This is a genomic window from Metallosphaera sedula DSM 5348 (genome assembly GCF_000016605.1).
Classification (GTDB): domain Archaea; phylum Thermoproteota; class Thermoprotei_A; order Sulfolobales; family Sulfolobaceae; genus Metallosphaera; species Metallosphaera sedula.
In genome coordinates, this window is sequence record NC_009440.1 from 2110713 (window position 1) to 2129109 (window position 18397).

Genomic DNA, 18397 nt, shown 5'->3' on the forward strand with positions numbered 1-18397 from the left:
TCCTTCAATGGAGGTAACACTTTGTTAAGCCTAGTTAAGGTTTAATAAGGAGAAATTTCCAATACAATTTTATGGAGAGCAAGATTGAGAAACACAAGAAACGCTTCACAATCACACAGATCGTTTTGATGGTAATGGCAAAAGCCCCGGGGAGTTGCTGCAGTTTGGAGTATCTCAGTGAGAAAACGTCTGTAGACAAGGACGAGTTGTTGGTCTATCTATCCAGGTTGGCACAGAGGGGGATAATAGAGAGGAAGTGGCATAAGGGAAGGGCAGGGAAAGAGAGGATGTATTGCTTAAAGTATAAGGATGAGTTGTTATGAGTGCATACAAGAATCCACTGCAAATTGACATCATGCGAGTTTCTAGTGGAGCAAGAGGTTTCCTTATCTCTTTAGCTTTCAAAAACACGGATCGACGCAACAGTATTGAGATATGGTTTCCTATAGATGGATATCTTGACCTACAAAGAAACGAGAAAAATGGATATATAAGGAATGAGTACGTTTGCAGGATTTTAGAAACCAACTCTAATATCAAAAAGATAGAATTAGACGATTATCTCTTAGCACCGAACCAGATCAAATACAGTACTTTCCTTTGTAATGTTGAACCTCATATTGTCCATAGGCTGTATAATTATACTAATAACATCAATATGAACAATATCACCTTTAATTTAAGGCTCCTCTTCAGTGCTTTAATCAACGCAGGTACACCTTATCAAAAAACGAAGAAAGTGATGTCATCTATTCCTTTTAGCTTTAAAAAGAATGCACTTAGAGGTTTTATTAATCAATGGTATACGTCTTATATGGAAGCTGAAAATCTACCCGGTAATATTCCTTCCGATATAGCTGATAACTATTTCGAAGCAGTTAGGAGCTTTAATGCTAATGCGTATAGAGCATCTGTAGTAATGGCTAGGAGAACCTTAGAATTAGCATTGCTTAGAAAAGGATTAATAAAAGAAAAAGAGGCTATAGCAAGTTTTATACAAGGTGAAAAGGAAAAGAAAAAGTCTTCTGAGCAAAGGGTACTTAGTGATAAAGTGTTTGATCTATTAAATGCTATTAGGGTGTTCGGTAATTATGGAGCACATGTGTCTGATGACATGCTGAATGATATAACTGAAGAAGATGCAATACTAACAATAGTAATCTCAAAGAAGGCCCTAAGTGAGCTATTCAGTAAATAATAGTATCTATTGCGTAAACCGGGGAGTTAACTTGAAACGCCTAACGTATTCTACTACTTCACTATTCTACTTTTCTTTTATAGTTTGATTCTATTTCTGCTTCTACGTGCAACATAAAACGATTCTGATAGTCGTTTCATTGAAACAGTAACTAGCCTTTCGAGCCCGTGACCCGGGTTCAAATCCCGGCCGCGGCATTGATTTTATTTCTGGATCTATAAGACTTACAACCTCTTACGAAATTCAGAGTTTGGAATAAAGTTCATAGGTTAGACGGACTTCTCGCTATTAGGCCTTTACTGTTCTGGAGAATTAAATAGATATATTTCTCTTGATAGAATTTGCTCATGTCCAGTGTTTCTTCTTTTTTAAAATATAAATCTCCAAAGCAAGTAAACCTTAAAAAGGTTCAAAATGAGTAAAACGTGATTGATATGTATAAAGCCAAAAGGATTAAATTCTCAAGAGCTCTTTCAAGAACTGCGGCTATAGCTATTGCAATTATCATCATTATTGCAGCGATAGCGGGAATATATCTTCTCACTTCCACGCATAAAAGTGTTACTGTCCAAGCAATTTCCCTTGCTCCTACGAGCTTTGCTAGTGAACAAGGCAACACAATAACCTTTACTATATACGGAGTAACTCCTGGTTCCAACGTAGTTCTATACCTTGGTGATGGTCACGAGATTAACGAAACTGCGACATCTAACACCCTTGAGGTCTCTTATACATACAACCAGCCTGGAACATACCTGGTTTACGCGGTTGAATACCTCAATGGGAAACCTGTACAAAACACAAGTACCTCTCTTCTACAGATTCAGGTTCTAGGCGTCCTAAACTCCACTGCGACCCAATTTCTCTCTATTCCGGTAATCTCCTTTGACACTGCCAAGAACCCCTCAGCACCTATTGTTCAAGCTGGAACCCCAGTGTTTTTCTACGGCGGTTATCTACAACCCCCCTCCGGACAAAACATAACCATCTCAAAGTACATATGGAACTTTGGAAATGGCCAGACCCTCACCGTGAATGCTAATTCTTCGACCTTAGACCCTGAGATCAACCCTGTCAACACCACCTACACTACCCCAGGTCTCTACACGGTTACCCTTACCCTAGTTACTCAGAACACTTCCTCTGGTACTACATACGAGTACACCACATATCAATCAATAGCAGTCACAGGTTCAGGTGTCTCCTTTGCCCTTAAACTCTTTAATGGTACCGTGCCAAATCCAGGTGTTATAACAGTTGCTGAAAACGTACCAGGAGGTCCTTATTCCTTCGATCCTCAGATTGACTATGAGAGCGTCGGATTTGAAGTGGTATCAAATATTTTCATGACACTCGTACTGTACAACGGCTCTAGCACAACTTCCTTTATACCCTTTGCTGCCACAGAAATTCCCACGGTGCAAAACGGAGGAATCCAGGACAACTACACAGTATACACATTCCACATCAGGAGTGGACTCCATTTCAGCAACGGTGATAATCTAACCGCCTACGATGTCTGGTACTCCACGATAAGGGCCTTACTCTTCGTTGGAGGATCTCCAGGCACTCCTGATTGGATCTTGGCCCAATATCTAGTACCAGGAGCTACCATAGGCGTACCCATAGTCACATCGTCCAACATGAATCAGACCTTCCAGGAAATCATGAACGCTGTTACCTACAATAACCAAACCAACACAGTCACGTTCCATCTAGTTAAGCCCACTCCACCTCAGTTATTCTTCACTGCGGTGGCTGACCCACTAGGCTCAGGTATAGTTGATGCCAAGTGGCTAGAACAGGTAGGTGCTGGGATCACATTCACACCCCAAGGGTTCCTTCAATATGAACAATACGCAAACGAGGGTAACTATAACACACAGGTTCAGAATAATCCCGTCGCATCCGGTCCCTACATGATAAAGACCTATGTCCCTGGACAATACATTGTTCTAGTACCAAACCCATACTTCCATGGTGTTCCTGGAGTTCCTGCACCTAATGACACTGTCATCATCAACTGGGTCAAGGATCCGCAGACTGCTTACGAATTATTCACTTCCGGAAAGGCTGACATAGTCACAGAGCTTCCTACCAACTACTTCCCCTCCCTGAAACAGCTTGAGGCCCAAGGACAGGCTAACATTTATCAGTTCCCGACTCTGTCCGAGTTCTTCTTCGTATTTAACATCAATATCAGCAACTCAAGCCTTAAGACCTTGGGATCTCAGTATCATATTCCCTCAGATTACTTTGCGAACTTATACGTGAGAGAAGCCTTCGCGTATGCCTTCAATTACACAAACTACATTGACAATATAGTAGGGAACGAGAAGTACGGGTTTGATTTCGCATCGCCCTACGCCGGCGTAATAATACCGGGTTTACCCTACTACGTGCCACCCAGCGAGCTAAGTAATGTACCGACTTTCAATTTAACATATGCTAAGGAGCTGCTAATCAAGTCTGGCATGTATAATGTATCAATTAATATTCCAATAATAGTCTCATCAGGAGACACTGTAGATTACGCGGCAGCCCAAATGTGGGCACAGGCGCTAAACCAGATAGATCCCAACATACAGGCCCAACCACTTTACCTACCGTTCTCTGAAATTATAGGTCTTGAAGTTCCTGGGCAAAACCCAATGCCCATCTATTACCTAGGATGGATAGCAGACTATCCATATCCCTCAGACTTCGTTAATGCCATGTACCTTGAGAACGGGACCTATCCAGCACCAGACGGATGGACAGTTCAATACCTGCAATCATTGGGTCACACTAACCAGGCCCGCCTATACCAAGAACTTAACACTTACATAGAGGAGGCCGACAACACTGCAAATGCGACTCAGGCAGCTTACTACTACAAACAGGCAGAACAGATAGCAATAGATCTGTATATGTACGTATATACCCAACAGCCCAACGCGTTCTGGGTTGTTAAGCCATACATGACAGGATATCAAGGTCATATTTCGTATGAAGAGAACCCCATGATTGGAGGGGCTGGAGACAGCCTATACTTCTGGTGGGTTAAGGGATAAGTTATTTTTTAATTTTATTTTCTTACTATTCTTAAGAGGTGATAATTATCAAACTATGGATGTTCGTTTTGAGAAGGATTGCTATCCTTATCCCGACATTGATCGGACTTACCCTTCTTGTGTTCGTACTAATCCATCTTCAGGGTAATAATTTAATTCTTTCTGAATATCTAAATCCTAGATTAACCGGTCAGGCAAGAGAACTCGCTATTCAAAGATTAACTCAAGAATTTCACCTGAATCAACCGGTGTATATACAGTACTTTTATTGGTTAGCGCAAGTTTTTAGCGGGAACTTTGGCTACACCAACACTCCCATATTTAGCGGACCAGTCTCGACTGCAATTGTACTTTTCCTCCCAAACACGGTAATATTATCCCTCTTTGCTGCCCTGCTGATCTGGCTGATTGGGATTCCCCTTGGCGTATTCTCGGCAGTGAATAGGGACTCGGCAGCTGATCAGGGAATAAGAGTTTTCTCCTTCACTCTCTACTCTATGCCAATTTACTTGATCGCTATTGCCCTAATCCTTATCCTTGGGGTGTATACGGGTATATTACCCTTCAGCGGAGAAGTCTCTCCTCAACTTGTTTCCGGTCTACCCTGGTACGTTAACGGAATATCTTATCCCACCCATGTCCTTCTAATTGACGCAATCATACACGGGGATTTCGCAGTAGCATGGAACGCATTCCTACATCTAATAATGCCAGCCCTTACATTAGCCTTGGCGGTTATGGCTGGGATTATCAGAATATTGAGAGCCAGCATGCTTGAAACTCTAGAGCAGGACTACATTAAACTGGCCAGAGCTAAGGGTGTGCCTGAAAAGGTCGTTAACAATCTTCACGCAAGAAAGAGCGCAATGCTTCCAGTAGTTACGTCGTTTGGATACACAGTCGCAGGGTTACTGGGAGGGGTAGTAGTGGTTGAGACGGTATTCGATTTTCCTGGAATCGGGTATTGGACAACGCAAGCATTGTTGAACGATGACGTAGGCGGCGTCATGGCATCAACCCTAATATTCGGTATAATACTGGTAGTAACGACTTTAGTGCTGGACATCATCTACGCAATCATAGATCCAAGGATTAGATATTGAGGTGAATCACATGGAAAAACAGATCCAAGAGGAAGAGGAGAAGAGATTTTACAACTTGAAATTATCATTAAAGGTCTTCTTTTCCAATAGGACCGCTGTAGCTGGCTTAATTATCTTCCTAGGTTATGTTGCTGACGCTCTACTGATGCAGTTTTACCCTGAGATTGTGGGCGTTAGAAATCCAAATACCTTGATTTACAACTTCATTAATCCTGTTCCCCAACCGCCTTCGGCTAAGTATCCCCTTGGAACAACTTATCCTGGTGTAAATCTACTGCAGGCAATAATGGAGGCCATAAGGATAGATCTAGGATTCTCGTTGCTGATTGTGGTTAGCGGTGCATTAATCGGAGCAGTCATAGGAGTACTAGCGGCGTACGTGGGAGGGTACTTGGATGAGGTTCTAATGAGAATCACTGATATTTTCTTTAGCGTACCCTTCCTAGTCTTGGCTCTCGCGGTAGGCTTTGTTCTAGGACGCAGTCTAAACAGCATGGTAATAGCACTGATCATAGTATGGTGGCCCATTTACGCTAGATATTCCAGGAGTCTTACTCTGAGCCTCAGGGAGAGCATGTTCATTGAGGCTGCTAAGGCGTCAGGTGCCAGTAACGCTAGAATTATGTTCAGGCATATCCTTCCCAACACCTTACCACCAATCCTAGTACAGATCTCGTTAGATCTAGGATCAGTTGTGGGCATATTCGCCACTCTCGCGTTTATAGGGTTCATCCCAAACGCAAACATACCTGAACTTGGATACCTGACAAGTTTAGGCCTAAACTACATACAATCTGCTCCCTGGACTGTGATATTTCCAGGATTAGCCATAACCTTATTCGCTCTCTCTGTGAATCTAATGGGAGATGGTCTTAGAGACGTCATAGATCCCAGGAGGAGAAGCTGATGTCTCAAGTAAAAACTAGGGAAAAGGTACTAGAGGTCCAGAACCTCAGGTTGAGCTTTTACACGAGAAGAGGAGTCTACAAGGCACTGAGGGGGCCTACCCTTAATCTCTACTCAGGAGAAGTACTTGGGATTGCAGGTGAAAGCGGATCTGGTAAATCCACACTGGGACTGGCAATAATGGGGCTTCTACCGAGAAACGCTAGGGTAGAGGATGGAACAGTTCTTCTAGATGGAATGGACATGATTAAGCCCCTAAGGGACTACGGTTCTCAAGGCTCTAGGTTTAGCGTAAAGAAAAATGAGAAAATTATCAAGAGGCTCAACAAGACACTCCAAACCGTAAGGGGAAAGAAGATATCCATGGTATTTCAGGAGCCGTTAACAGCACTTAACCCAGTACTGCCCGTTGGATATCAGATAGCTGAAGCCGTTTACTTCCACGATCCAGAAAGGCTAATCAGAAGGGCATTGAGCAGGCAGAAGGTTACTCATGAGGAACTTCGTGAGCTCTTGAACGTTCTTAAGGCTCAAGGAGAGGAGAGATTGCTAGAGGAAATTGAGAGGAAAGGCTTACAGGGATTAGATGAGCAAATTCTCTCCATCTGGAGACGCAGGGATATACATGAAGCCAGAAAAGAGAAAATGATCCTAAACCTAGCTAACGTAAAGTTATCCAGGACGGACTTGATGGGTATCTCCCTTTATCAAAGAAACATGGGGAAGTTTCCACTAGCGTCTAGGTTCGCAAAAAATGCACTAATTAGGGAAGGTTACAGACTAGCTGTCGAATTGTTAACATTTCTAGGTATACCTCACCCCGAGAAAGTAGTGAGACTATATCCTCACGAGTTATCAGGCGGAATGAGACAGAGGATAGTTATTGCTATAGCTCTTGCCAACAACCCGAAAGTCGTGATAATGGACGAACCCACAAGCGCCCTAGACGTCACAATACAGGCTCAGATCTTGGATCTGGTGAAGGATCTGAAATCCGATTTCAATACCTCATTCATATTTATATCCCATGACCTATCCGTCCTCGCTGAAGTTTCAGACAGAATTGGGATCATGTATGCTGGACAAATAGTCGAGATCGGTTCAGCAAAGGAAATCTTCCAGGAGCCTCTTCATCCTTACACTAAGATGCTGATGGAGGCCATACCAACCATGGATAAGACTGTCCTGAAAACAGTTCCAGGCTCAGTCCCAGACATGAGAAATCCACCTCCAGGTTGTGCCTTCTCACCAAGGTGTCCCTTTGCCATGGAGGAATGCAGGACAAACGAGCCAAGAATGGTGGAGGTAAATGATGAGCACTCCGTGGCGTGTTTCCTTGTGAGGAAGGGTGATAAGAAGTGATTGGGGCATTCAATCTAAAGAAATACTTTCCTGTGAGAGGTTCTGCCCTAAAGAGCCTCTACGTTAAGGCTGTAGATAATGTCTCCATAAAAGTAAACAGGGGTGAGGTCCTAGGAATAGTTGGGGAAAGTGGTTCAGGCAAATCGACCCTGGGAAGATTACTCATACGCTTACTAGAACCGACTGCCGGAGAGATACTCTTCGATGCACCAGAAGAAGAATTGAAAAGATACGAGGATGCTCTCCTAACTAACGACGAAAAAACCATGAAGGAGATATCTACCCGGTATTCCCTTCTATCGAAAAAGGGGTCAGAACTCAGAAAACTAAGAACAAGAATGAACATGGTTTTTCAGGATCCCTATTCGTCAATAGACCCCAGATATAGGATTCTTGACGTGATAATGGAGCCCATGATATCAACCGGATACCTTAAAGGGGAAGAAGCAAGGAGAAAGGTCTATGACCTTCTAGAGGAAGTTGGTCTACCTAGAAACTTTGCCATGAGATACCCGCACGAACTATCGGGAGGACAAAGACAAAGAGTTGCTATAGCCCGTGCTCTTGCCACCGATCCTGACCTACTCATTCTTGATGAACCCACAAGTGCCTTAGATGTATCGGTTCAAGCTCAGATACTGAACCTACTCAACGAGTTAAGGAGGAAGAAAAACATAACCATGGTCCTAATAACGCATAACATCGCTGTAGTAAGTTACATGGCAAATAGGGTTGCAGTCATGTACTCTGGACGACTTATGGAGATTGGGGATAAGGAGAGCGTATTAAACAACCCGAAGCACCCTTACACGATGGCACTTATCTCCTCTGTCCCAAGGCCTGAGCCAGGATCCACTAGAAAAAGAATAATTCTGAAGGGAGATCCACCCAACCTAATAAATCCACCAAGAGGATGCGTCTTTCACCCTAGATGTCCCATGGCATTTGAGAAGTGTGGATGGAGCGTCGACGAGATAATGGAAGATATGAACTACCTTCTACAAGGAAAGTATTATAACCTGTTTGAGAAGGCTAGCGTCATTATCGAGGGGACTAAGATGTACGTAAGAAACGCAAATATTGAACTGCTAAGGAAAGTCATTAATGAGGAAAAGGACAAAATAAGATCTCTTACCTCTATCGTAGATGTGACGGAAGACGGAGAAGTGAGGATATCTGAGTTCGAGGAACCTAAGCTCTTCAAGGAAAACGATAACAGGGAAGTAGCTTGCCTCCTTTTCAAGTAGCTAGGGTACAAGATACCCTGCTACCCTAGGTTTTCCCTGTTTTATGTTCACATTTAAAATCACTACCCTTTTAGGTATGGGAATAGGCTGATTAAGTATCACCCTGAATTCCTCTCCATTTCTTTGCAATGAACCAGTAACTGAGACGCCATACGCTACGAAATGAAACTGGCCCTCAGATGCCTGACTCCAAGGAAACATTGCCCCTTTACCTGTAAATTCTTTCTGAACCTTCAAGCCAGGTTTCACCATAAGGTATGAATCCTTTACCTCCTCTTCCTTTACGTTCCTCAATGCTAACCCAACCCTGACACCAGGACCCACGGCCTCCTGATCTTCATCCAAAACCTGAATACTCTTGACCTCGGTTTCCTTCATTGATGGAAGGAGTAATAGCTTGTCGTGGACCTTTATACCTGTCATGGAAAATCCAGTTACAACAACACCCACTCCCTTCACTACGAAGGCCTTGTCTATGTACACGACTCCACTATCTTCCATAACATTTTCCTCATCTGCGGGTTCCTGAACTATGGGTGAAGTTTCAAGAGAAGTACCCTTGAAAATCTTCCTAATTTCCGCCTCCTGTCTATTCGTTACAATGGAGGTAGGTAAGCCTGAGGCCGTGGATAGGAGAGCTAACTCGCCTTCAACCCAGGATAGATTTTCCCCTATATACACGAAGAGCTTGGAGGAAAGGGTTACTATCTCAGCAATGTTCAACACCTTTTCAGGGTATTCTGTAGACGATAGAACCGATCTAATATAATCTCCATTTCTCCTATAGAATATCCTTATTTTCCCATCTTCATGAAGTTTTCCCAATTTCTCAGCGATGCTCCTTGCCGTCTCCTTATTCCCAGCTAGAACGGACATAATGTTGCCCTTGTACAAGTTTAGTCACCAATATTAGGGAGATCAGTGAGTCTGATATTATGAGGTTAACCATTGCGGGGATTATTCTAATCTTTGCCGGATTCATTTTGCTCTTTGCAAGCGCATTTTCGTCTACTCAACCGTCAAATACCACTGTGGGTGGCATTGTTCTGATAGGCCCTGTTCCCATAATATTTGGAAAAGGTTATTCAAGCGAGCTTGTCCCACTAATGATAATAGGTGTGATCTTCACTATTATCGCTATTATATTCTTCTTTGGATCCATTCTCCTGTTCAGAAGGCCAAGGAGCGAAACTTAATTACAAGAAATCTCGATACCATCTCTCTTTACATAGACGGCTTACAAGGTCGCCCTTCTATCAAGTACGTACTTATAGAAAAGCTTATATAGTAGTGAAAGTAAAATTTATAAATGCTTTTGTCTCGGTTCAGGTTTTCCACATGGTGAACCTCATGAGTAAGGAAAATTCATCTGATACTCAATGCCCCCCTGATAAAATAATTTTCGACGCTGACAGGGGGGAGTACATATGCTCTGAAACTGGTGAAGTTATAGAGGAAAGGATAGTAGACCAAGGTCCAGAGTGGAGAGCCTTCACTCCGGAGGAAAAGGAGAAAAGGAGCAGGGTTGGTGGACCCCTCAATCAGACCATACATGATCGCGGGTTGTCCACACTGATTGACTGGAAGGATAAGGATGCCATAGGAAGAAACCTTGACCCAAAGAGGAGATTGGAAGTACTGAGATGGAGAAAGTGGCAGATTAGGGCCAGGATTCAGAGTTCCATAGATAGGAACCTCGCCCAAGCCATGAATGAGCTGGAAAGGATTGGCAACCTGCTAGGTCTTCCAAAATCCGTAAAGGATGAGGGCGCTCTCATTTACAGGAAGGCAGTTGAGAAGGGTCTAGTCAGAGGAAGATCAATAGAGAGCGTCGTAGCTGCGGCAATCTACGCTTCCTGTAGACGTATGAAAATTGCTAGAACTTTGGATGAAATAGCGCAATACACAAAGGCAAACAGAAAGGAAGTGGCCAGGTGTTATAGGCTTCTATTGAGGGAACTTAACGTTGATGTTCCAGTTAGTGATCCAAAGGACTACGTTACCAGAATAGGATCCTTACTTGGGCTCAGCGGAGCATCCATGAAGCTTGCCGCAGAGATATTGGAGAAGGCCAAGAATGTTGGGTTAACAGCTGGAAAAGATCCAGCAGGACTGGCTGCAGCTGCAATTTACATTGCTGCACTCCTCAACGAGGAGAGAAGAACCCAGAAAGAGATAGCTCAGGTCGCTGGAGTAACCGAAGTGACTGTCAGAAACAGATACAAAGAACTTATCCAAGAGCTAAAGATTGAAATACAAAATCAATAATTCTTTTTTCTTTCTTATTGTTTAGTAGCTTATTCTATTACCATTATGTTAGACTCTGGGAAACCTAACTTTACCAGAAGATCTCTCGCCCTTTCCCTATGATCTCCTTGTATCTCTATGCGTCCATTTTTGACAGTACCTCCTGCAGCCAGTTTAGACTTAAGTTCAGAAGCGATTTTCTTCAGATCAGCATCGTCCCCTAAACCCTCTATAACAGTTACCTCTTTTCCATACCTTCTCTTTTCCAGTTTTATCTTAATAAACTGTTCTTCTTTATTTAACTGCTCACATACTTCCGGTGGAAGTCCTCCACACAAATTGTCTGCCATTTTGTAACTTCATATTATGAAAGGGCCTTTTTAGGCTTTTCTATCGAGGATAAGATTTAAAACGCCGTAGTAAAATCTGAACTGGACTGAAATGGGAGATCTGTTTAGATGTGGTAAATGTTGGAAAACCTTCGATAGCGATAAGCTCAGAGTACTACCTGGAGTAAGGTGCCCCTATTGCGGATATAACATTATTTACATGATTAGGAAGCCAACTATCAAGGCAGTTAAGGCAATTTAGTTTTCAATTTTGCAGCAGTCTCTAGTATTAATTTTGCTCCAAGTACTGAGGTTATTTCAGACGGGTCGTAAGAAGGGGATACCTCAACTACGTCAAATCCCACTACCCTTCTGTCCACTACAAGGTTCATTATGTCCAAGACCGTCGATGGATCAAGACCCTCGGGTTCAGGCGTCGCAACTCCTGGTGCATAGGCGGGATCTATTGCATCCATATCATACGTAATATATATCCTGTTACAGGGCTTAAGGAAGTTTATAGCTCTCATTGCAACTTCCCTGGGACCTAGTAGCTTTACCTCGTGTGACGTTATGAAGGGAACGTTACTGGCCTTAGCATACTCTATTTCATCTCTTCCCATAGCTCTATTTCCTATTTCCATTATTTTTACGCCTCTTTCGCTCAACCTTCTTTGGACGCATGCATGATCGTACTTGTATCCCATATACTCGTCCCTAAGATCTAGGTGAGCGTCGAAACTGAGCACGCAATCGGCTCTAGCTCCAATAACAGTCCCTACAGTGACCGTATGCTCACCACCTATGGATACAACGATCTTACCTTGATCAGAAATGTAGCTCACTACCTGAGATATTCTCTCCACATTTTCCTCGACGTCCGATGGATGCAATATCACGTCGCCATAGTCTTGGAATCCTATCTCTGACATATCCACGCCAGACCTTATGGAAAGAAACTCAATGAATTGAGACACATGCCTTATTTTCTGTGGTGCGAATCTGCTCCCTGGCCTAAAACTGCTGGTTATATCCATGGGAATTCCCAGGATAGCGAATGGGGAGTTAGCCTTGAAGACACCAAATTTTTGCACAGTCTCGTTTAAATATAGCAACCTTGGGTCGGACATAACTAAAGGATAACTAAGGAAGTTTATAAGCTCGGCTTTATGAAAAGGTCCCATGCCAGAGTCTGACAAAGTGATCGAGTTAGCGAAGAGGAGAGGGATATTCTGGCCCTCCTATGAGATATATGGTGGAGTAGCTGGGTTGTATGATATAGGACCTGTTGGTGCAAGAATTAAGAACAAAATAATTAATACTTGGAGGAAAATATTTGTTGAAGAGAACAGCGAATTTGTTGTAGAAATTGAAACTCCCATGATAACTCCATCTAAAGTGCTTGAGGCCAGCGGACATGTGGAGAACTTCACTGACCCCATAGTGGAGTGTACTAAGTGTCACAAAATATACAGGGCCGACCATTTGGTGGAGGAAATGTTAAAGATCAATGTGGAGAGACTTAAACCATCTGAGCTGACTTCCCTCATATCTGAGAAGGGACTTAAGTGTCCATCATGCGGAGGCGATTTAGGAGAAGTTAGAAGTTTCAATCTTCTCTTTGCGACCAACATAGGTCCCTACTCTGGTACGACCGGATATCTAAGGCCAGAGACAGCTCAGGGCATGTTTACCTCCTTTAAGAGGGTTTATGAGGCTACGAGGCAGAGGTTACCCCTTGGGATAGCCCAAGTGGGAAGGGTAGCTAGGAACGAGATCTCCCCGAGGCAAGGTTTAGTTAGAATGAGGGAGTTTACCATCATGGAGGTGGAATTTTTCATTGACCCCGATGACAGGAATGTTCCCTGGTTAGATAGATACTACAATGAGGAGTTTAGAGTTCTATTTGGGGATGCTAAGGTAAAGGGTCTGAAACCGGCTACGATGAAGGTAAAGGAAATGATTGAGGAGGGTCTGCTCGTAAATCCGTGGATGGGCTTTTGGATGGCATCAGCGTCCAGGTTTGTCCAGGCACTGGGTATATCTAAGGATAGTTTCTATTTCGAAGAGAAATTACCTGAGGAAAGGGCTCACTACTCATCGCAAACCTTTGATCAGATAGTCGAGATCATGGGGGAGAAGGTGGAAATATCGGGGCATGCGTACAGGGGAAACTATGACCTGAGCAGGCACTCAAAGTTCAGTAACGAAGATCTAACTGTTTTCAAGAAGTTCGATCAACCTAGGACAGTGGTAAAGAAGACCGTCATAGTGAACAGGGATAGGTTCAAGGATAATCCAGAACTTCAGAAGGAAGTCATGATGCTGGTGTCTGGAAAATCGCCAGAGCAAGTTGAGGAGTTGCTAAATAAACAGGTCCAGGTTGCTGGAAGACCGCTGTCTGAGTTTGTCCGGATTATGAACAGGGAAGAGAAGGAACACGGAATTAAGTTCTACCCACATGTGGTTGAACCGTCATTTGGGGTAGAAAGATGTCTCTACCTAAGCGTGCTTTCAGCTTACAGAGAGAAGAAGGATCGAGTGGTATTGGCCTTACCTAAGGATTTAGCTCCCTATCAAGTCGCAGTATTTCCGCTTTTAGAGAGGGATGAACTCATAAAGAAGGCTAGGGAGATATATAATCTCCTTTCCGGGAAGTATGAGGTCCTATTTGATGACGCAGGAAGCATAGGAAAGAGATATGCAAGAGTGGATGAGATTGGTGTACCATACGCAGTCACGGTTGACCCACAGACATTGTCTGATGATTCTGTGACCATTAGGGACAGGGACTCTTGGAGCCAAATTAGAATCAAAACATCCGATCTGGAATCTGTTATGGACAAGTTATTTAGTGGGCAAGATTTTAGTATGTTAACAGGAGAGGCGAAAAGATGAATCCGGAGAATTCGGAGGAAGAGAAGAAACCGGACATTAAGTCCCTAGTCAATATAATTCCTCCGGCTTCAGCCCTAAGGGGTAGAGAAAAGGAAACTATCAAAGAGAAGAGGGTCAAGGTCAGGAAAAGACCTGAGGTGAAAAGTGGTACTGTTCTTGTGTCCTCAAAGCTTGTCAAGGACATGGGGATAAAGGGGGAAGTAGAGATATCAGTGAAGGGAAAGAGAGCTAGGTTCAAGGCACTCACGCAGGACAGTCTGCCCGAGATCGAGATATGGGCTAGTCCAGAGGACATGTTGAAATTGGGAATCGAGGATAATAGCACAGTGACCATGAGGTCTGTATAATGGATGGAGAGCAGAAAATTAGGGATGTACTGGTTAAGTTCGAAGAGATCATTGAAAATCACTCGAATAATCTCAATCAATTAGAGAATTTGGTTGCAATAAACCGACCGGATATAGAGAGATGCCATAGAATAGTCAAGCGGATAAGAAGAACGCGCAAGGAGTTATATGATGGTCTCAAGATAATAATTGAATATTACCCTTCTTTGAAGGACGAAAAAGTAAAACAGGAAACGTTAGGGATAGTGAGTTACCTTAATCTAATCGGGTTTACGGACGAAATGCAACTTCTCAAAAGCGCGGAGGATCTTTTAAAAAGGGCAGGGGTTTCATTGGATATAGAGACAGACTTAACACAGTTAGAAGAGTTAGTGAAGATGACTTCCAAGCTTAGTTTTTAAACCATTATTACACTAACATGTCAATGAGTATCGCCCACATGAACCTTGAGGAGAGACTACAACAGATATCGCTTAAGGTCATTGATCAGGTCAGAATACTTTATGAATTAATGAAATCCGAGGATAATGTTACGCCGATGCAGGTTTACTCCAAGATTAACGGAATAAAGAATAGTGTTGAGACTGATAAATTCATGCTAGGGGAGTATATTATCAGGGTAAAGGAAGGGATACAGGATAAGGAACTTTACATTGATATTTTGAACAACCTGGAAAAGATTTCCCAGAATCTGGACGCTGCCTCCTACAGGCTTAGCGTTCTGATCTCCAGAGGAACTCAGATTGATGAATTGATGTATAAATTGATTACTGTTATAGCGGAGAAGCTTCTCGCGTCATTAATGCATTTAGTGGAATCGCTTAGGTTACTTTCAGTTAATGCACAAAAATCAGTTGAGGCTGCAAGAAATATAATAAAACTGGAGGAGGAAGTAGACGATTTGTACAGAAGCCTGGAACTTAAGCTATTTGAGAAAAAGTATGATGACCTGATCTACGTTATGTTAATGAAGGATGTAGCTGATAGACTAGAGGATAGCGAGGACATGGTGAGGGATTCGGCGACTTCTATAACCTATATAGCCTTCGGGAGAATATAATGAAAATTTCTGGAGAGTTGTTGGGAGATAAAATAGTAATTTTCAACTTAGATGAGGCAAGAACCCTTTACCAGATGGGTTTCTATGGGAAACCATTAACCATTTCCAAACCTAAGTCTGCCAAGGATATAAACAAACCACTGGAACTTTCATTGATTGAGGGCTTATACTTATCTGAGCAGGGGATTCTAGAGGTTAGACACTTAGGTGAAGTTCTAGATATAGCGCGACTGGAGAATTACGCTACCTCTGTTGTAGCTAAGTTCAAACCCATTTATCTGGTTTACAAGGATCTGAAGAGAAGAGGTTTCATAGTCAGATCTGGCATAAAGTTTGGTTCAGATTTCGCAATTTACACCTTAGGACCTGGAGTGGAACATGCACCATTTGTAGTATCTGTAATAGACTCGTCTGAGAGACTTTCTGTAAACGAACTGATGAGTTATGGAAGAGTTTCACACAGCACGAGGAAAAAATTGGTGTTAGCTATTGTCAACACTCAACTAAATGAGATCAAGTACATAATGTTTAAATGGGTGAAGCTATGAAATTAAATGTGTAATCACGACTATTGGGGGTTCAGCTACTTTGAGGGATGATTTTGAACAAAGGAGGGAACAGCCCAGGGATAGGAGGAGTAGACCGACTGATGGTGAGCCTAGACCACTTCCCCTTGGGGATAAATGTAACTACTTGTGCCCCTATTTCAGGTGCAACAAGAGAGCCCTAATGATCCAGACAAGATACGTGAAGGGTAATCCACAGAAGGTAGGTTTCTGTAGATGGGTTGGAGATACCTGCATTACCGGCGAATGCCAGTACGCATATTGTGAGAAAAGGGCTCTATTGCCTGGAAATAAGTGCGCTTTTGCTATCAACAGGAACAATGGGGGAGATGATGTGGAGAGGGATCTTAAACAGGACGAACTATATGAGGACGATAAGGTTAAGGAGATAATTTCCAAGAAATTTGGCAAGAGGGATCTGGATCTTATCTAGTCCATCGCCTGTAAATATCATGCTCTATCTCCAAGGCATCTAAGGTTTTTCCCACTACGAAGTTTATCATGTCCTCTATGGTCTTAGGTTTTGTGTAAAATCCTGGAGATGCAGGTAGAATTATGCCACCAGCAACAGAGACTTTGAGAGCATTTTCTAATTCTATGGTTCCAAGCGGCGTCTCTCTCACGACCAAAACTAGCCTTTTCTTGAGTCTAAGCATGTTTATGGCAGTTCTGGAGACCAAGTTTGAGGATATCCCCGCAGCAATCTGTGCCAATGTTCTGATACTACAAGGTATAATAGCCATTCCCAGAGTCTTCACTAACGCACTAGAACTTGATGGAGGAGCATCCATCTCGTTTTCGAGGTAAACTTCCTTGGCTATGTCCCTTACCGCACCGATCAGATCTATTCCTTGCTCCGCTTTAGCTACCTTCAGAGCGCCCTTACTAACTATAACAACAGGTTCAAGTCCCAAGGAAACGAGGATTTTAATCATTGATATTCCGTAGATGACCCCGCTTGCACCCGTGACACCAACTACAACTTTCCTTTTTGCCTTGTCTGCTCCTGTTTCCTTAGCCAATCTCTCATCCATATAGTGTAACACCTGTTGCTACAGAATGTCCATGGTCTATTATTACAACATGTTTTAACCACTATTGGTTTAGTCTTTATAATCGCATTACAAACGTCGCATCGCAGCGACCTAGTTGCGGTATTTAACTCGAGTGGCATAGGTAAGTTTTACAAATAACTTTAATATCGATTCTCATCGTCACCTATTTATAACTTAGTTTATAAGTGAGTTAAATGAAGATTTTGTCATGAACATAAAGCAAGTAGATGAGATCAAAATAACAAGATATATTCTAAAGGCCACATTTGAGGATTGGATGGATTTTTCAGTTAATGATGTAGTAATTGTAGGAGCAGGTCCCTCTGGGCTAGCTGCTGCATATTATTCAGCCAAGGCTGGGCTAAAAACTACGGTGTTTGAGAGAAGGCTTAGTTTTGGTGGGGGTATCGGAGGAGGGGCAATGTTATTCCATAAGATAGTGATTGAAAGTCCTGCAGACGAGATATTGAGGGAAATAGGAGTGAAATTACAAAAGTTTGAGGAAGGTGTTTACGTTGTGGATAGCTCTGAATTTATGGCTAAACTAGCGGCAGCTACTATTGATGCAGGAGCTAAAATTATTCACGGGGTAACAGTAGATGATGTGATATTCAGGGAAAATCCCCTTAGGGTGACAGGTGTAGCCGTGGAATGGACAGCTACTCAGATGGCAAGTCTTCACGTAGATCCTCTTTTCATATCTGCCAAGGCAGTGGTAGACGCCACTGGACATGACGCTGAAGTAATATCTGTCGCATCAAGGAAAATCCCCGAACTTGGAATAGTTATACCTGGCGAGAAATCAGCTTACAGCGAAATCGCTGAGCAACTAACTGTGGAGCAGTCTGGCGAAGTCGCGCCTGGACTCTATGCAGCCGGTATGGCTGTAACGGAAATTAAGGCAATACCTAGAATGGGGCCCATATTTGGTGCCATGCTACTTTCAGGGAAAAAGGTTGCCGAGGATATAATAAAGAATCTTCAGGCCAACTCCGCAACACTTAAATCCGTCCAAAAAGAGTAAGG

Annotated in this window: 21 protein-coding genes; 17 read left to right on the forward strand and 4 right to left on the reverse strand. The window is 42.9% G+C overall.

Annotation, left to right across the window (positions count from 1 at the left end; all coding sequences use genetic code 11):
- Nucleotides 1–71: 71 nt before the first annotated feature.
- The 7 genes from MSED_RS11270 (at nt 72) to MSED_RS11300 (ending at nt 8869) form a co-directional block, all read left to right on the forward strand.
- Nucleotides 72–323, forward strand: a complete 252-nt coding sequence (locus MSED_RS11270; RefSeq protein ID WP_012022126.1) for a plasmid regulator — start codon at nt 72–74, stop codon at nt 321–323.
- Complete coding sequence (locus MSED_RS11275) at nt 320–1198, forward strand: DUF4145 domain-containing protein (protein WP_012022127.1); 879 nt, start codon at nt 320–322, stop codon at nt 1196–1198. Before MSED_RS11270 ends, MSED_RS11275 begins: the two co-directional genes overlap by 4 nt.
- 434 nt (nt 1199–1632) lie before the next feature.
- Nucleotides 1633–4251, forward strand: a complete 2619-nt coding sequence (locus tag MSED_RS11280; protein ID WP_012022128.1) for an ABC transporter substrate-binding protein — start codon at nt 1633–1635, stop codon at nt 4249–4251.
- Between the two features lie 59 nt (nt 4252–4310).
- Nucleotides 4311–5354: an ABC transporter permease gene (locus tag MSED_RS11285; protein WP_012022129.1), complete on the forward strand. Its 1044-nt coding sequence runs from the start codon at nt 4311–4313 to the stop codon at nt 5352–5354.
- Between the two features lie 10 nt (nt 5355–5364).
- Nucleotides 5365–6261: an ABC transporter permease gene (locus MSED_RS11290; protein WP_012022130.1), complete on the forward strand. Its 897-nt coding sequence runs from the start codon at nt 5365–5367 to the stop codon at nt 6259–6261.
- Nucleotides 6261–7622 carry an ABC transporter ATP-binding protein gene (locus tag MSED_RS11295; RefSeq protein ID WP_012022131.1) on the forward strand — a complete coding sequence of 454 codons (1362 nt, stop codon included), beginning with the start codon at nt 6261–6263 and terminating at the stop codon, nt 7620–7622. Before MSED_RS11290 ends, MSED_RS11295 begins: the two co-directional genes overlap by 1 nt.
- Nucleotides 7619–8869: an ABC transporter ATP-binding protein gene (locus tag MSED_RS11300; RefSeq protein ID WP_012022132.1), complete on the forward strand. Its 1251-nt coding sequence runs from the start codon at nt 7619–7621 to the stop codon at nt 8867–8869. The genes MSED_RS11295 and MSED_RS11300 overlap by 4 nt, the downstream gene beginning before the upstream one ends.
- On the opposite strand, the gene MSED_RS11305 is transcribed toward MSED_RS11300, so the two are convergent.
- Nucleotides 8870–9763 (reverse strand): translation elongation factor, encoded by an 894-nt coding sequence (locus tag MSED_RS11305; protein WP_048060196.1) that lies wholly within the window; start codon nt 9761–9763, stop codon nt 8870–8872. It lies immediately after the preceding gene.
- Nucleotides 9764–9804: 41 nt separating this feature from the next.
- On the opposite strand from MSED_RS11305, the gene MSED_RS11310 reads away from it, so the two are divergent.
- Together MSED_RS11310 and MSED_RS11315 are read left to right on the forward strand one after the other, a co-directional pair.
- Nucleotides 9805–10065 (forward strand): TIGR00304 family membrane protein, encoded by a 261-nt coding sequence (locus MSED_RS11310; RefSeq protein WP_048060197.1) that lies wholly within the window; start codon nt 9805–9807, stop codon nt 10063–10065.
- Nucleotides 10066–10219: 154 nt separating this feature from the next.
- Nucleotides 10220–11137 (forward strand): transcription initiation factor IIB, encoded by a 918-nt coding sequence (locus tag MSED_RS11315; RefSeq protein ID WP_012022134.1) that lies wholly within the window; start codon nt 10220–10222, stop codon nt 11135–11137.
- A gap of 29 nt (nt 11138–11166) precedes the next feature.
- Here MSED_RS11315 and yciH read toward each other — a convergent pair whose 3' ends face one another.
- A complete protein-coding gene (gene yciH / locus MSED_RS11320) occupies nt 11167–11466 on the reverse strand; it encodes a translation initiation factor (protein WP_012022135.1) in 300 nt (99 codons plus the stop codon).
- A 91-nt stretch (nt 11467–11557) separates the two neighbouring features.
- Between yciH and MSED_RS12095 the strand changes: the two genes are divergently transcribed.
- Nucleotides 11558–11707, forward strand: coding sequence for a DNA-directed RNA polymerase subunit P (locus tag MSED_RS12095; RefSeq protein WP_012022136.1), 150 nt, complete (start codon nt 11558–11560; stop codon nt 11705–11707).
- Here the strand turns inward: MSED_RS12095 and speB are convergent.
- Nucleotides 11694–12575, reverse strand: coding sequence for an agmatinase (speB, locus tag MSED_RS11325; protein WP_012022137.1), 882 nt, complete (start codon nt 12573–12575; stop codon nt 11694–11696). The genes MSED_RS12095 and speB overlap by 14 nt on opposite strands.
- A 52-nt stretch (nt 12576–12627) precedes the next feature.
- Between speB and glyS the strand changes: the two genes are divergently transcribed.
- The 6 genes from glyS to MSED_RS11355 are packed head-to-tail and all read left to right on the forward strand — an operon-like array spanning nt 12628 to nt 16749.
- On the forward strand, nt 12628–14343 hold the full coding sequence (gene glyS / locus MSED_RS11330) for a glycine--tRNA ligase (RefSeq protein ID WP_012022138.1): 1716 nt from the start codon (nt 12628–12630) through the stop codon (nt 14341–14343).
- A complete protein-coding gene (locus tag MSED_RS11335) occupies nt 14340–14690 on the forward strand; it encodes a hypothetical protein (protein ID WP_012022139.1) in 351 nt (116 codons plus the stop codon). Before glyS ends, MSED_RS11335 begins: the two co-directional genes overlap by 4 nt.
- Nucleotides 14690–15091 carry a hypothetical protein gene (locus MSED_RS11340; RefSeq protein ID WP_012022140.1) on the forward strand — a complete coding sequence of 134 codons (402 nt, stop codon included), beginning with the start codon at nt 14690–14692 and terminating at the stop codon, nt 15089–15091. The genes MSED_RS11335 and MSED_RS11340 overlap by 1 nt, the downstream gene beginning before the upstream one ends.
- 17 nt (nt 15092–15108) lie before the next feature.
- A complete protein-coding gene (locus MSED_RS11345) occupies nt 15109–15750 on the forward strand; it encodes a hypothetical protein (RefSeq protein WP_012022141.1) in 642 nt (213 codons plus the stop codon).
- Nucleotides 15750–16298, forward strand: coding sequence for a tRNA-intron lyase (endA, locus tag MSED_RS11350; protein ID WP_012022142.1), 549 nt, complete (start codon nt 15750–15752; stop codon nt 16296–16298). Before MSED_RS11345 ends, endA begins: the two co-directional genes overlap by 1 nt.
- Before the next feature lie 40 nt (nt 16299–16338).
- Nucleotides 16339–16749: a hypothetical protein gene (locus MSED_RS11355; protein WP_012022143.1), complete on the forward strand. Its 411-nt coding sequence runs from the start codon at nt 16339–16341 to the stop codon at nt 16747–16749.
- Here the strand turns inward: MSED_RS11355 and MSED_RS11360 are convergent.
- Nucleotides 16742–17350 carry a UbiX family flavin prenyltransferase gene (locus MSED_RS11360; protein WP_012022144.1) on the reverse strand — a complete coding sequence of 203 codons (609 nt, stop codon included), beginning with the start codon at nt 17348–17350 and terminating at the stop codon, nt 16742–16744. The genes MSED_RS11355 and MSED_RS11360 overlap by 8 nt on opposite strands.
- Nucleotides 17351–17579: 229 nt before the next feature.
- Between MSED_RS11360 and MSED_RS11365 the strand changes: the two genes are divergently transcribed.
- Nucleotides 17580–18395, forward strand: a complete 816-nt coding sequence (locus MSED_RS11365; protein WP_012022146.1) for a sulfide-dependent adenosine diphosphate thiazole synthase — start codon at nt 17580–17582, stop codon at nt 18393–18395.
- Nucleotides 18396–18397 lie beyond the last annotated feature (2 nt).

Bases quoted from the DNA above. Each gene is read 5' to 3' on its own strand.
- MSED_RS11315 (WP_012022134.1), top strand. From the start codon at position 10,220: ATGAGTAAGGAAAATTCATCTGATACTCAATGCCCCCCTGATAAAATA.
- MSED_RS11365 (WP_012022146.1), top strand. From the start codon at position 17,580: ATGAACATAAAGCAAGTAGATGAGATCAAAATAACAAGATATATTCTA.
- endA (WP_012022142.1), top strand. From the start codon at position 15,750: ATGAAAATTTCTGGAGAGTTGTTGGGAGATAAAATAGTAATTTTCAAC.
- yciH (WP_012022135.1), bottom strand. From the start codon at position 11,466: ATGGCAGACAATTTGTGTGGAGGACTTCCACCGGAAGTATGTGAGCAG.
- MSED_RS11285 (WP_012022129.1), top strand. From the start codon at position 4,311: ATGTTCGTTTTGAGAAGGATTGCTATCCTTATCCCGACATTGATCGGA.
- MSED_RS11340 (WP_012022140.1), top strand. From the start codon at position 14,690: ATGGATGGAGAGCAGAAAATTAGGGATGTACTGGTTAAGTTCGAAGAG.
- MSED_RS11345 (WP_012022141.1), top strand. From the start codon at position 15,109: ATGTCAATGAGTATCGCCCACATGAACCTTGAGGAGAGACTACAACAG.
- MSED_RS11295 (WP_012022131.1), top strand. From the start codon at position 6,261: ATGTCTCAAGTAAAAACTAGGGAAAAGGTACTAGAGGTCCAGAACCTC.
- MSED_RS11275 (WP_012022127.1), top strand. From the start codon at position 320: ATGAGTGCATACAAGAATCCACTGCAAATTGACATCATGCGAGTTTCT.
- MSED_RS11290 (WP_012022130.1), top strand. From the start codon at position 5,365: ATGGAAAAACAGATCCAAGAGGAAGAGGAGAAGAGATTTTACAACTTG.
- glyS (WP_012022138.1), top strand. From the start codon at position 12,628: ATGCCAGAGTCTGACAAAGTGATCGAGTTAGCGAAGAGGAGAGGGATA.
- MSED_RS12095 (WP_012022136.1), top strand. From the start codon at position 11,558: ATGGGAGATCTGTTTAGATGTGGTAAATGTTGGAAAACCTTCGATAGC.
- MSED_RS11335 (WP_012022139.1), top strand. From the start codon at position 14,340: ATGAATCCGGAGAATTCGGAGGAAGAGAAGAAACCGGACATTAAGTCC.
- MSED_RS11270 (WP_012022126.1), top strand. From the start codon at position 72: ATGGAGAGCAAGATTGAGAAACACAAGAAACGCTTCACAATCACACAG.
- speB (WP_012022137.1), bottom strand. From the start codon at position 12,575: ATGTCCGACCCAAGGTTGCTATATTTAAACGAGACTGTGCAAAAATTT.
- MSED_RS11310 (WP_048060197.1), top strand. From the start codon at position 9,805: ATGAGGTTAACCATTGCGGGGATTATTCTAATCTTTGCCGGATTCATT.
- MSED_RS11360 (WP_012022144.1), bottom strand. From the start codon at position 17,350: ATGGATGAGAGATTGGCTAAGGAAACAGGAGCAGACAAGGCAAAAAGG.
- MSED_RS11280 (WP_012022128.1), top strand. From the start codon at position 1,633: ATGTATAAAGCCAAAAGGATTAAATTCTCAAGAGCTCTTTCAAGAACT.